The sequence below is a fragment of the Streptomyces sp. NPDC051322 genome (assembly GCF_040689485.1).
In the GTDB taxonomy this organism is placed as follows: Bacteria; Actinomycetota; Actinomycetes; order Streptomycetales; family Streptomycetaceae; genus Streptomyces.
Window position 1 is genome coordinate 1 of the sequence record NZ_JBFBAK010000014.1, and the last position, 13,508, is coordinate 13,508.

The window sequence follows — 13,508 nt, forward strand, 5'->3', positions numbered from 1 at the left end:
GCCCGGTTACATTCCGAACCCGGAAGCTAAGCCTTTCAGCGCCGATGGTACTGCAGGGGGGACCCTGTGGGAGAGTAGGACGCCGCCGAACAATTTTTCATCGTCAGCCCCCGAACTTCGGTTCGGGGGCTGACGTTTTTTTATGCCCGGACACCTCTCGTTCACGTGGGCCGACAAGCATGCGGGCATGAACACCGCGAGGTTTCTGAAGTCCGCAGGCGTGGGCGCCGGCGATGAGGTGATCATGTCGGCCTACGGTGACACCGAGGCCGCCCAGTCCGTGGTCACGGTCGGGGCGCAACCCGTCTTCGTCGACATAGACCCGTCGAGTTACTGCATCGACCCCGAAGCGATTGCCGCCGCACTCACCTCCCGTACGGCGGGCGTCGTAGTGGCTTCCGCCTTCGGCTGCCCGCCGGATCTGGCCCGCATCGGCGAACTGGCACGGGCCCACGGCCTGTTGGTCGTCGGCGCCGGCGAAGCCGAAGCCGGCCCCGACGAGGTGACCCAACGCCGCTCCCATGCAGCCTTTCTGACGGGTCGCTTGACCGGCGTGCGTACCCCGGAACCACACGAGGGCCACACCTACCAGCGGTATGTCGTCCGGGTGCCGGGCAACGGCCGCCCCGATCGCGACGCGTTCGCCCGCGCGTTGCGCGGCAGGGGCGTTGCCTGCGAGGTGCCGGTGCGGGCACCGGTGCACCGGCAGCCGGCCTTTCGCAGCAGCCTTCGGCTGCCCGAGACCGAGCGGGCCGTCGACGAGACCTTGGCGCTGCCCGTGCAGGGGTCGCTGCGGCGCCGCGAACTGCAGCGCATGGTCTCCTCCTGCAACGCACTTGGCGGCCTGCTTCCAACCTGCCTTGCAGGCCGGTGATTCGGAGAGCCGACGAAATGCGGCCGTGTCACGGAGCACCTGGGAGTTCGGGTATGATCTAGCTTGTTGCTGCGCCCCAATAGCTCAGTCGGTAGAGCGTCTCCATGGTAAGGAGAAGGTCTACGGTTCGATTCCGTATTGGGGCTCCGGAGAACAGAAGGGCCCTCGCCGATCGGCGAGGGCCCTTTCTCGTTCCAGCCGTCGGCCTTGGTGCCGTGGCCCACCGGCCGGTCGGCCTACTCGGCGTGCGGCTCAGGGACACGCATCGCCAGGATCGCCATGTCGTCGGAAGCGGGTTCGGCGGCGAAGCGTTCCACTGCCCGCAGGATGCGTCCGGCCACCGCGCCGGCCGTCAGGCCCGTGCAGGTGCTGAGGACATCGGCCAGACCGTCGTCACCGAGCATCCGGGTGCCCTCGCGCCGTTCGGTGACCCCGTCGGTGACGCAGAGCAGCACATCACCCGGGTCGAGCGTCATGGACTGCTCGTAGAGCTCCAGGTCCTCCATGACGCCGAGCAGCGGCTGAGGGTCCGCCGCAGGTTCGACGGTGCCGTCCTGGCGCAGGCGCAGGGGGAGCGGGTGACCGGCACAGACCATCTTGAGCACCGCGCTGCCGTCCTCCTGCGGCCACAACTCCCCGTACAACAGAGTCAGGAACCTGCTGCGGGAGCCCTCGTCGAGAATGGCCGCATTCAGCCGTTCCAGCACCGCCGGCCCGGCGAAGCCCTCGCGGGCGAGCAGCCGGAGGGCGTGCCGGGCCAGGCCCGTCACCGCCGCCGCCTCGGGGCCGGTACCGCAGACGTCGCCGATGGCGAAGCCGTACGCGCCGTCGTGGATCGGGAAGAGGTCGTAGAAATCGCCGCCGACCTCGTTCCCCTCGCCCGCGGCCCGGTAGATGACCTCGACCTCGACATTGGGCACCTCGGGCAGACCGGGCGGAAGCAGACTGCGCTGCAGGGCCTGGCTGATGGCTGTCCGCTCGGAGTAGAGCCGGGCATTGTCGAGGGCGAGCGCCGCACGCCGGGAGAGGTCCTCGGCGAGCTCAAGGATCTCCTGGCGGAAGTGGTCGTCGGACGGTTTGCCGAGGGTGAGCATGCCGATGACACGGTTACGGGCGACCAGCGGCAGAACCACCGTCTCCCCGCCCACCGCGGCGGCGGTCGCCAGCGTCGTCCCGATGCCGGAGCCGAGGGCGGGGCTCGAACCGAGGCCGAGGCTACGCATCGAGGACGTGAGGGCCGCTTGATGGGCAGCCTCTCCAGGAGCCGGCCAGATCCGGGCGCCCGGCGTGGGGACCGGTTCGGGCGGACTGATTTTGGACAGCAGGGCCTTGAGACCGTCGATCCGCTCCTCGTCCTCGTGCAGTACATAGGAGAGATACGGCTCGGACGACTGATCGGCGATGGTGTAAACGGCGCACCAGGCGGCCAGCGTCGGTACCGTCATCTGCGCCATCAGAGCCAGCGTCTGATCGCGGTCGAGGGTGCCCGCGAGCAGGTCGGAGGCTTCGACCAGGAAGGACAGCGAGCCGCGGCGCAGCTTCTCCAGTTCTCCCAGACGGGCCGACTCGACGGCGAGGGCGATGCGGTCGGCAGCGAACTGCAGACGCAGCGCCTCCTCGTTGGAGTACCGGCCGGGGGCTTCCGCCGAGATGCCCAGGGAGCCGGTGAGGCGCCCCTCGACCTTGAGCGGTACCGTGACCACCGAGCGCATACCCGTCCCGTTCAGCAGCGGGACTGCCCCGGGAACAGCGGCAAGATCCTCGTGAACGGCCGGCATACGGGCCGATCCGTACCGTCCTGCGCCGGTCTCCACCGGTACCCGGGCGAAACGCTGGCGGGCGGACGGCAGACCGGTGGTGGCCCGTACCTCCAGTTCCGTCTCGTCGTCGGTTGCCAGCAGCAGGAAGGCGGCGTCCGCGTCCAGCATGTCGCGGGCGCGTTCGACGGTTCGCTGCAGCAGGCCATCGAGGTCGTCGGGGGCCGGTGAGCCGATGAAGACCTCGAAGGGGTCGGTGGTGCGGTTGTCGGTGAAGGCGGTGCCGGTGCTCTGTGGGGCGCGCTGCGGTGTCTGCAGGACAGCTCGTTCTTCATCGCGTACCAGCAGGCAGACGGTCGACGGTTCGCCTTCGGCGTCGCGTACCCGCAGATGCGAGGCGTACACCGGGACGACTCGGCCGTCCGCGCCGCTGATGCCGTAGCTGCCCTCCCAGCGGGACAGCTGAAGGGCGTCGGCGATACCGGTGCCGGTGCCGGGCGTGTGTGGCCACGCTGCGAAATCGGTCAGTTGCTTACCGATGACGTGCTTGGCCGGATAGCCGAACAGCACTTCGGCGTCCTCGTTCCACGCCGAGACGGTGCTTTCCCGGTCGATCTGGATCACGGCCACCCGCACATGCCCGTCGGCGACCGGCAGCATCGTCACCGGGAGCAGCGGGCCCGCGGACCGGGCGCCCACCGGGCGTTGCGGCAGATCGAGCTGGAACCAGACCTGCTTCTCGGTGGGGGTGTACTCCACGCCCCAGCGCGAAGCCAGCGCGGCGCACAGCAGCAGCCCGCGGCCGCCCTCGCTGTCGGGGCTGCCGAAAGGCTGTCCCGCGCTCTGCAGCGGGACCTCTCGCTCCGGGTAGTGGTCGGCGACCTCGACTCGGACGGCTTCGTCCGACCGCAGGCAGAGGACGTCCGCGGTGGTGCCGGCGTGGACCACGGCGTTGGTGACCAGCTCGCTGGTGAGGACGACCGCGTCGTCGACGACGTCGGAGTACCCCCAGCCCTGCAGGGTGTCGCGGACGAAGGCGCGGGCGGTCGCCACGGACCGCCCGACTGGTTCGAAACTGGCAGCCGCCCGCGCGGTGATCACAGAACTCCTCAAACGCGTCTCGACGCCCGGCTCTGCCATATGCCCCGCCCCTCGGTGCCCGGTGGTAGTACTGGTGCCTCCGCCCCCGCCGGGCGGACCGGGACGGTTGGACAGCCGCATGCCAGGTTACTTACCTTCGCAGTCCGTGCGGATGCCGGTCACAGGGTTTCCGCCCCGAAAGGGCGGGGACGGTATGCAAAGCTGCCGAACTGTTATGGCCTGGTTCCGCCGGGGTGAAACACTGGGCAAGCATCTCAAGACAGCCCGGGCAGTACGGCCAACCCCTGCGGGAGGGACACGGTGGAGTCTGGCACGGCGTCGCGTGGCAAGAACACGCGCGCAAAAAGCGGACAGTCCCCAAATAAGCGTCACAGCGGGACAACTGAGGTGGATACCGCCGCCCTGGGGAGACTCCTGAGCGCTCTGGCCGCGATGCGGGACGGGAATTTCCGTCGGCGTCTGACGGTCTCCGGCGAAGGTCCGATGGCCGAGATCGCGGCTGTCTTCAACGAGGTCGCCGACCGCAATCTGCATCTGACGGGCGAGCTGGCCCGGGTGCGCCGGATGGTCGGGCGTGAGGGAAAGCTCACAGAGAGGCTGGAGACCGGAGCCCTCGAGGGGTCCTGGGCCGTCGCGATCGACGCGTCGAACGAACTGGTGGACGACCTGGCACGGCCGGTCTCCGAAGTCGGACGGGTGCTCTCGGCGGTGGCCGAGGGCGACCTGGAGCAGCGGATGGATCTGCGCTCCCAGGCGATGGACGGAGCGGAGCGGCCGCTGCGCGGTGAGTTCCTGAAGGTCGCCCGGACGGTCAACAATCTGGTCGACCAGCTCTCGGCGTTCACCGATGAGGTGACCAGGGTCGCGCTGGAGGTCGGTACCGAGGGCAAGCTCGGCGGTCAGGCCCAGGTGCGCGGCATGTCCGGTTCGTGGAAAGACCTCACGGATTCCGTCAACACCATGGCGTACCGGCTCACCGCGCAGGTGCGTGACATTGCTCTCGTGACCACTGCGGTCGCCAAGGGTGATCTGTCGCGCAAGGTCACGGTCCATGTGGCCGGTGAGATGCTCCAGCTGAAGAACACCGTCAACACGATGGTCGACCAGCTGTCCTCGTTCTCCTCCGAGGTGACCCGGGTCGCGCGCGAGGTGGGTACGGAGGGTGAGCTCGGCGGTCAGGCCGTGGTGCCCGGGGTGGCCGGAGTGTGGAAGGACCTCACCGATTCGGTGAACCTGATGGCCGGCAACCTGACGTCCCAGGTGCGGGGGATCGCCGAGGTCACCACAGCCGTCGCCAATGGTGACCTCTCGCAGAAGGTCACGGTGAGCGCGCGCGGCGAGGTCGCCCAGCTCGCCGAGACGATCAACCAGATGACCGAGACGCTGCGCACTTTCGCGGACGAAGTGACCCGGGTGGCGAGCGAGGTCGGCGCCGAAGGGGTGCTCGGCGGGCAGGCCCAGGTGCCGGGTGCCGCAGGCACCTGGAAGGACCTGACCGACTCGGTCAACACCGTTTTCCGCAACCTCACCACCCAGGTGCGGGACATCGCCCAGGTCACCACGGCGGTCGCCAACGGCGACATGTCGCAGAAGGTCACGGTGGATGTGGCCGGCGAGATGCTGGAGCTGAAGAACACGGTCAACACGATGGTCGATCAGCTGCAGTCCTTCGGCTCCGAGGTCACCCGGGTGGCGCGTGAGGTCGGTGTCGAGGGCCGGCTCGGCGGGCAGGCCGAGGTGCCGGGCGCCGCGGGGACCTGGAAGGACCTGACCGACTCGGTGAACACGGCGTTCCGCAACCTGACCGGTCAGGTGCGGGACATCGCCCAGGTCACGACGGCGGTCGCCAACGGTGATCTGTCGCAGAAGGTCACGGTGGATGTGGCCGGCGAGATGCTGGAGCTGAAGAACACCGTCAACACGATGGTGGCGCAGCTGTCCTCCTTCGCCGACCAGGTGACACGGATGGCGCGTGAGGTGGGCACGGAGGGCCGTCTCGGTGGCCAGGCACGGGTGGACGGGGTCAGCGGTACCTGGAAGGAACTCACCGACTCCGTCAACTCCATGGCAGGCAATCTGACCTCTCAGGTGCGCCAGATCGCTCAGGTGACCACAGCAGTCGCGCGGGGTGACCTGTCGCAGAAGATCGACGTGGACGCGCGGGGCGAGATCCTCGAGCTGAAGAACACCATCAACACGATGGTCGACCAGCTCTCCGCCTTCGCGGACCAGGTGACGCGGGTGGCTCGCGAGGTGGGTACGGACGGCCGCCTGGGTGGTCAGGCGCAGGTGCCCGGCGTGGCCGGCGTATGGCGTGACCTGACCGACTCGGTGAACGGTATGGCGGGCAACCTCACCGCTCAGGTCCGCAACATCGCGCAGGTCGCCACCGCGGTCGCCCGGGGTGACCTGTCGCAGACGATCGACGTGGACGCCCGGGGCGAGATCCTCGAGCTGAAGAACACCCTGAACACGATGGTCGACCAGCTGTCGTCGTTCGCGGAGCAGGTCACGCGGGTGGCACGGGAGGTGGGTACCGAAGGGATCCTCGGTGGTCAGGCCGAGGTCCAGGGCGTCTCCGGTACGTGGAAGGACCTCACCCAGTCCGTCAACTTCATGGCGAACAATCTGACCTCCCAGGTGCGGAACATCGCGGAGGTCACCACCGCGGTGGCCAGGGGCGATCTCTCGAAGAAGATCACCGTTGACGCCAAGGGCGAGATCCTCGAACTGGTCACCACCGTCAACACGATGGTCGACCAGCTGTCGAGCTTCGCCGAGCAGGTGACCCGGGTCGCCCGTGAGGTGGGGACCGAGGGGATCCTCGGCGGCCAAGCCCGGGTGCGCGGGGTCACCGGTATCTGGGAGGACCTCAGCGACAACGTCAATCTGATGGCCAACAACCTGACCTCCCAGGTGCGGAACATCTCTCAGGTCGCCACCGCGGTCGCGAACGGCGACCTGACCAGGAAGGTCACCGTGGAGGCCCGGGGCGAGGTCGCCCAGCTCGCCGACACCGTGAACACCATGGTGACGACGCTCTCCTCGTTCGCCGACGAGGTGACCCGGGTGGCGCGTGAGGTGGGGACCGACGGCTCGCTCGGCGGCCAGGCACGCGTACCCGGGGTGTCGGGTACCTGGAAGGACCTCACCGAGTCCGTGAACTCGATGGCGTCCAACCTGACCGGCCAGGTGCGGCAGATCGCCACGGTCACCACGGCCATCGCCAAGGGAGACCTGACCAAGAAGATCGACATCGACGCCCAGGGGGAGATCCTCGAGCTGAAGACGACGATCAACACGATGGTCGACCAGTTGTCGAGCTTCGCCGAGCAGGTGACCCGGGTCGCCCGTGAGGTGGGGACCGAGGGGCAGCTGGGTGGTCAGGCACGGGTGCGGGATGTGGACGGCACCTGGCGCGACCTCACCGAATCGGTGAACGAGATGGCCGGAAACCTGACCCGTCAGGTCCGTGCCATCGCTGCGGTGGCCACCGCGGTGACCCGTGGTGATCTCAATCTGAAGATCGACGTGGACGCCGCGGGTGAGATCCAGGCGCTGCAGGACAACATCAACACGATGATCGCCAACCTGCGCGACACCACCGTCGCCAACAAGGAACAGGACTGGCTGAAGGGCAACCTGGCCCGTATCTCCGGGCTGATGCAGGGTCGCCGCGACCTGGCCGACGTCGCGTCGCTGATCATGAGCGAGCTCACGCCGGTCGTCTCGGCCCAGCACGGTGCGTTCTTCCTGGCGATGGCGAGCGGTAACACGTCCGAGGGCGGCGCGGGGGGTGAGAACGCGTACGAGCTGCGGATGAGCGGCAGTTACGGATACTCCGCCGGCTCCATGCCGACGACCTTCCGGCCGGGTGAGACGCTCATCGGGACGGCGGCCGAGGAGAAGCGGACGATCCTGGTGGAGAACGTTCCGCCGGGCTATCTCAAGATCTCCTCCGGCCTCGGGGAGGCGCCGCCCGCCCATGTGATCGTGCTGCCGGTGCTCTTCGAGGGGCAGGTCCTCGGGGTGATCGAGCTGGCGTCCTTCCAGCCCTTCACCCATATCCAGAAGGACTTCCTCAACCAGATCGCGGAGATGATCGCGACCAGCGTCAACACCATCAGCGTCAATACCAAGACCGAGGTGCTGCTCAAGCAGTCGCAGGAACTCACCGAGCAGCTCCGGGAGAGGTCGGCCGAACTCGAGAACAGGCAGAAGGCACTTCAGGCGTCCAACGCCGAACTGGAGGAGAAGGCCGAGCTGCTGGCACAGCAGAACCGCGACATCGAGGTGAAGAACACCGAGATCGAAGAGGCCAGGCAGGTGCTCGAGGAGCGTGCCGAACAGCTCGCCGTCTCCATGCGCTACAAGTCGGAATTCCTGGCCAACATGTCGCACGAGCTGCGCACGCCGCTCAACTCGCTGTTGATCCTGGCCAAGTTGCTCGCCGACAACGCCGAGGGGAATCTCTCCCCGAAGCAGGTGGAGTTCGCCGAGACGATTCACGGAGCGGGTTCGGATCTGCTTCAGCTGATCAACGACATCCTGGATCTGTCCAAGGTCGAGGCGGGCAAGATGGATGTCAGCCCGACCAGGATCGCACTGGTCCAGCTGGTCGACTATGTGGAGGCGACCTTCCGGCCGCTCACCGCGGAGAAGGGTCTGGACTTCTCGGTGCGGGTCTCGCCGGAACTCCCCGCGACCCTGCACACCGACGAGCAGCGGCTGTTGCAGGTGCTGCGCAACCTGTTGTCCAACGCGGTGAAGTTCACCGACACCGGAGCGGTGGAGCTGGTGATCAGGCCGGCCGGCGCCAATGTGCCCACTGCCATCCGGGCGCAGCTGCTCGAAGCGGGTTCGTTGCGTGATGCCGACGCCGATCTGATCGCCTTCTCGGTCACCGACACCGGCATCGGGATCGCGGCGAGCAAGATGCGGGTGATCTTCGAGGCGTTCAAGCAGGCGGACGGGACCACAAGTCGCAAGTACGGTGGCACCGGCCTGGGGCTGTCCATCAGTCGCGAGATCGCGCGGCTGCTCGGCGGCGAGATCCACGCGGCCAGTGAGCCGGGCCGAGGGTCGACGTTCACGCTGTACCTGCCGTTGCATCCCAGCGAGCTGCCGCCCCAGGGCTACCCCCAGCTCAGTCCGGGAGGTCTGGAGCGGGCGCCGGGCCACGGACAGGACGAAAAGGCCATCGAGCCCGGTCAGCGTGCCGGTATGGCCCCCACCGACGGCCAGGGCGGACCCGCGGGTCTGCTCCGGCGCCGGCGCAAGGCGCTGGGTTCGGCTGGACGGCCCTCGCTGACCACGCCGGCCACACCGGCGGCGGACGGCGCGGCGACGGAGGAGCCCTGGGCGGGGGACGGACAGGAGGCGCAGGAGCCGCGCCGGGTCTTCGAGTTCCACGGTGAGAAGGTGCTCATCGTCGACGACGACATCCGTAACGTCTTCGCGCTCACCAGCGTCCTCGAGCAGCACGGTCTCTCGGTGCTGTACGCGGAGAACGGCCGGGAAGGCATCGAGGTCCTCGAGCAGCATGACGACCTGACGCTGGTCCTCATGGACATCATGATGCCGGAGATGGACGGATACGCGACGACCACCGCGATTCGCAGAATGCCCCAGTTCGCCGGGCTGCCGATCATCGCGTTGACGGCGAAGGCGATGAAGGGCGACAGGGAGAAGGCCATCGAATCCGGTGCTTCCGACTATGTGACCAAGCCGGTCGATCCTGATCACCTGCTTACGGTTATGGAGCAGTGGATGAACGGGGAGTGATCGATTTCCGGGTGAGTGATCGCAACTTCCTGTTTGCGTTCCGCAAAAGACGTGTGAGGTCCCCGCATCCGGGGAACCTTCTGGTCTTCCACCACGTTTCCGCTATGTGCACAGTGACAATGCGGTGACAGGGTGTGGCGACGGGCGGGGTGCGGTTACCATGACCGGCACAAGGACGGGCGGCGTAATGGAGCCGTCCCCTGGGGCGGCGCCCGGTGCACTTCCGGGACGAGGAGGACGGGCCATGGTGCAGAAGGCCAAGATCCTCCTGGTCGATGACCGGCCGGAGAATCTGCTGGCGCTGGAGGCCATCCTCTCTGCGCTCGATCAGACGCTGGTGCGGGCATCGTCAGGGGAGGAGGCGCTCAAAGCGCTGCTGACGGACGATTTCGCAGTGATCCTGCTGGACGTCCAGATGCCGGGCATGGACGGGTTCGAGACGGCCGCCCACATCAAGCGGCGGGAACGGACCCGGGACATCCCGATCATTTTTCTCACCGCGATCAACCACGGGCCGCACCACACCTTCCGCGGTTACGCCGCGGGGGCGGTGGACTACATCTCCAAGCCCTTCGACCCGTGGGTGCTGCGCGCGAAGGTGTCGGTCTTCGTGGAGCTGTACATGAAGAACTGCCAGCTGCGTGAGCAGGCGGCGCTGCTCCGGCTGCAGCTGGAGGGAAACGGCCACGCCGTCGGTGACACCAAGGAGCCCGCCGGACTGCTCGCCGAACTGTCCGCGCGGCTGGCGGCAGTTGAGGAGCAGGCCGAGGCGCTCACCAAGCAGCTCGATGACGAATCGGCGGATGCCGCCGCGGTGGCCACGGCAGCGCATCTGGAACGCAAGCTCACCGGTCTCCGGAGGGCTCTCGATGCGCTGGAGCCGGGAACAGGCGGCCCTGCCGCCTCCCTTCCATCCCAGAACTGACGGGCAGCGCAGAACTGACGGGCTGTCCGGCTGAATTCCCGTCAAGTGGCCCGTTTGCCGTGCGACACGAACGGGTGAAGCGGTAAGCACACGTGTCCGTTGCCGTGGACACCGGTAACCTCGGCCCCATGGCCTCACGTACGTCCGGCAAAGGTTCCCCAGGTACGGCGGGCACCGCGAAGCCGCGCACCGGCCGTACGGCGGGCGCAGCCAAGAACGCGGTGCCCGCGAAAAAAGCTGCTGCCAAGAAGACCGCTGCCAGGAAACCAGCTGCCAAGAAGGCGGCACCCGGCACCAGGGCGCCGGCCAGGAAGGCGGCAGCCAAACCGCTGCCGAAAGCGGCTCCGAGCCCGACCGGAGGTGTCTATCGGCTGGTCAAGGCGGTGTGGCTGGGAATCGCCCACGGCGTCGGGGCCCTCTTCCGCAGCATAGGACGCGGTGCGAAGGGGCTCGACCCCGCTCACCGCAAGGACGGCCTCGCGCTGCTGCTGCTCGGCCTCGCGCTCGTGGTGGCGGCCGGGACCTGGTCGAATCTGCACGGCCCGGTGGGCGATCTCGTCGAACTGCTGATCACCGGAGCCTTCGGGCGGCTCGATCTGCTGGTGCCGATACTGCTCGGCGCGGTGGCGGTGCGGCTGATTCTCTATCCGGAGAAGCCGGAGGCCAACGGGCGGATCGTCATCGGACTCTCCGCGCTGGTCATCGGCGTGCTCGGACAGGTGCACATCGCCTGCGGCGCGCCGGGACGCGGGGACGGCACGGCTGCGCTGCAGGACGCGGGCGGGTTGATCGGCTGGGCCGCGTCCAAGCCGCTGATCTTCATGATGGGCGAGGTTCTCGCCGTGCCGCTGCTTCTGCTGCTCACCGTCTTCGGGCTGCTGGTCGTCACCGCCACCCCGGTGAACGCCATTCCGCAGCGGCTGCGGGCGCTCGGCGTGATGCTCGGCATCATCGACGCCGCACCGGGCGACCGCTCGGCGGACGAGGACGAGCGGTTCGACGACGAGCGATACGACGAGCAGTGGCGCGAGGCGCTGCCCGGCGGCTCCCGACGTCCGCCCGCACGGCGTGGCGAATCCTCGGACGGTTACGACCCCGGCCACGCGGAGGAGGAGGCGCTCGTCAGGCGCCGCCGTCCGCGCAGGCCGTCGGTGCAGCCCACGCCGGGCCGGGCGATGGACGCTGTGGACGTGGCGGCTGCTGCCGCAGCGGCGCTGGACGGGGCCGTGCTGAACGGGCTACCGCCCTCGCCGCTGGTCGCCGACCTGACCCAAGGCGTGGCCGTGGACCGCGATCGTGCGGCGGGCACCGCGTCGCAGTCGCTCTCGGCGTCCGTGCCGCCGGCGCGGGACGCCGCCAGGCCGGTCCCGTCCGAGGAGTCCGGGGCGACGCCGGTACCCGATCTGACGAAGGCGGCCCCGAAGTCGTCACAGCCGCTGCCTTCCCGGGCGGAACAGCTTCAGCTCGCAGGCGACATCACGTATGCGCTGCCTTCGCTCGACCTGCTGGTACGCGGCGGGCCCGGCAAGACGCGCAGCGCAGCCAACGACGCGGTCGTCGCCTCCCTGTCGAATGTCTTCATGGAGTTCAAGGTGGACGCCGCGGTCACCGGCTTCACCCGCGGACCGACGGTCACCCGGTACGAAGTGGAACTGGGCCCGGCCGTGAAGGTGGAGCGGATCACCGCGCTCACCAAGAACATCGCCTATGCGGTCGCCAGCCCCGACGTGCGGATCATCTCGCCGATCCCGGGGAAGTCGGCGGTCGGCATCGAGATTCCCAACACGGACCGCGAGATGGTCAATCTCGGCGATGTGCTGCGTCTGGCGGATGCGGCCGAGGACGAGCACCCGATGCTGGTCGCACTCGGCAAGGACGTGGAGGGCGGCTATGTGATGGCCAATCTCGCCAAGATGCCGCACGTCCTGGTGGCGGGCGCGACCGGGTCGGGAAAGTCCTCCTGCATCAACTGCCTGATCACCTCGGTGATGATAAGAGCGACCCCGGAGGACGTCCGGATGGTGCTGGTCGACCCCAAGCGGGTGGAGCTCACCGCTTACGAAGGCATTCCGCACCTCATCACCCCGATCATCACCAACCCGAAGAAGGCTGCCGAGGCGCTCCAGTGGGTCGTGCGCGAGATGGACCTGCGCTACGACGACCTCGCGGCCTACGGCTACCGGCACATCGACGACTTCAACCAGGCCGTGCGCAACGGCAAGGCCAAGGCGCCGGAAGGCAGCGAGCGGGAGCTGTCGCCCTACCCGTATCTGCTGGTGATCGTCGACGAGCTGGCGGACCTGATGATGGTCGCGCCACGTGACGTCGAGGACTCGATCGTCCGCATCACCCAGCTGGCGCGCGCCGCGGGCATCCATCTGGTGCTGGCCACGCAGCGGCCTTCGGTCGACGTCGTCACCGGCCTGATCAAGGCGAATGTGCCCTCGCGGCTCGCCTTCGCCACGTCCTCGCTCGCCGACAGCCGGGTCATTCTCGACCAGCCGGGTGCCGAGAAGCTGATCGGCAAGGGCGACGGGCTGTTCCTGCCGATGGGGGCGAACAAGCCGACCCGTATGCAGGGCGCCTTCGTGACCGAGGAGGAGGTCGCCCTGGTCGTCCAGCACTGCAAGGACCAGATGGCACCGGTCTTCCGCGAGGACGTGGTGGTCGGTACGAAGCAGAAGAAGGAGATCGACGAGGACATCGGCGACGACCTGGACCTGCTGTGCCAGGCGGCCGAGCTGGTGGTGTCCACCCAGTTCGGTTCGACGTCGATGCTGCAGCGCAAGCTCCGGGTCGGCTTCGCCAAGGCGGGCCGGCTGATGGATCTGATGGAGTCCCGGAACATCGTCGGCCCCAGCGAAGGATCCAAAGCCCGCGATGTGCTGGTGAAACCGGACGAAATAGATGGCGTACTCGCGGTGATCCGTGGAGAGGCTCATCCGTAACCGATCAGCGGGCAACCGTTTCACCCGGTCGTACGTCAAGTTGAGAAGAGGCCGGGAATGTTCCCTCGTCAGGCCGTCCGGCGGTCATCCGACCATCGGCAGGTCCGATGGCGTACAAA

General features: G+C 67.9%; 5 protein-coding genes, 1 tRNA gene and 1 rRNA gene. 6 read left to right on the forward strand and 1 reads right to left on the reverse strand.

Annotated elements, in window-relative coordinates; genetic code table 11:
• The 3 genes from rrf to AB0436_RS26990 all read left to right on the forward strand — a co-directional run.
• Positions 1-91 (forward strand): 5S ribosomal RNA (gene rrf, locus AB0436_RS26980); the annotation flags it as partial.
• A gap of 96 nt (positions 92-187) precedes the next feature.
• Positions 188-874, forward strand: coding sequence for a DegT/DnrJ/EryC1/StrS family aminotransferase (locus AB0436_RS26985; RefSeq protein ID WP_366470543.1), 687 nt, complete (start codon positions 188-190; stop codon positions 872-874).
• Between the two features lie 73 nt (positions 875-947).
• Positions 948-1,020 (forward strand) — tRNA-Thr (locus AB0436_RS26990).
• A 90-nt stretch (positions 1,021-1,110) separates the two neighbouring features.
• Here the strand turns inward: AB0436_RS26990 and AB0436_RS26995 are convergent.
• Positions 1,111-3,771, reverse strand: a complete 2,661-nt coding sequence (locus AB0436_RS26995; protein WP_366470544.1) for a SpoIIE family protein phosphatase — start codon at positions 3,769-3,771, stop codon at positions 1,111-1,113.
• Positions 3,772-4,032: 261 nt separating this feature from the next.
• Between AB0436_RS26995 and AB0436_RS27000 the strand changes: the two genes are divergently transcribed.
• The 3 genes from AB0436_RS27000 to AB0436_RS27010 all read left to right on the forward strand — a co-directional run bounded on the left by AB0436_RS27000 (position 4,033) and on the right by AB0436_RS27010 (position 13,389).
• The gene (locus tag AB0436_RS27000; RefSeq protein WP_366470545.1) at positions 4,033-9,516 is read left to right on the forward strand and encodes a HAMP domain-containing protein; all 5,484 of its coding nucleotides are present in this window, start codon (positions 4,033-4,035) and stop codon (positions 9,514-9,516) included.
• A 244-nt stretch (positions 9,517-9,760) separates the two neighbouring features.
• A complete protein-coding gene (locus tag AB0436_RS27005) occupies positions 9,761-10,441 on the forward strand; it encodes a response regulator (RefSeq protein WP_366470546.1) in 681 nt (226 codons plus the stop codon).
• A 128-nt stretch (positions 10,442-10,569) separates the two neighbouring features.
• Complete coding sequence (locus AB0436_RS27010) at positions 10,570-13,389, forward strand: DNA translocase FtsK (protein WP_366470547.1); 2,820 nt, start codon at positions 10,570-10,572, stop codon at positions 13,387-13,389.
• The last annotated feature ends 119 nt before the right edge of the window (positions 13,390-13,508 follow it).

What these genes read in the sequence shown, in the direction of transcription:
- AB0436_RS26985 (WP_366470543.1), top strand. Translation starts at nt 188, where the DNA reads ATGAACACCGCGAGGTTTCTGAAGTCCGCAGGCGTGGGCGCCGGCGAT.
- AB0436_RS27005 (WP_366470546.1), top strand. Translation starts at nt 9,761, where the DNA reads ATGGTGCAGAAGGCCAAGATCCTCCTGGTCGATGACCGGCCGGAGAAT.
- AB0436_RS27010 (WP_366470547.1), top strand. Translation starts at nt 10,570, where the DNA reads ATGGCCTCACGTACGTCCGGCAAAGGTTCCCCAGGTACGGCGGGCACC.
- AB0436_RS26995 (WP_366470544.1), bottom strand. Translation starts at nt 3,771, where the DNA reads ATGGCAGAGCCGGGCGTCGAGACGCGTTTGAGGAGTTCTGTGATCACC.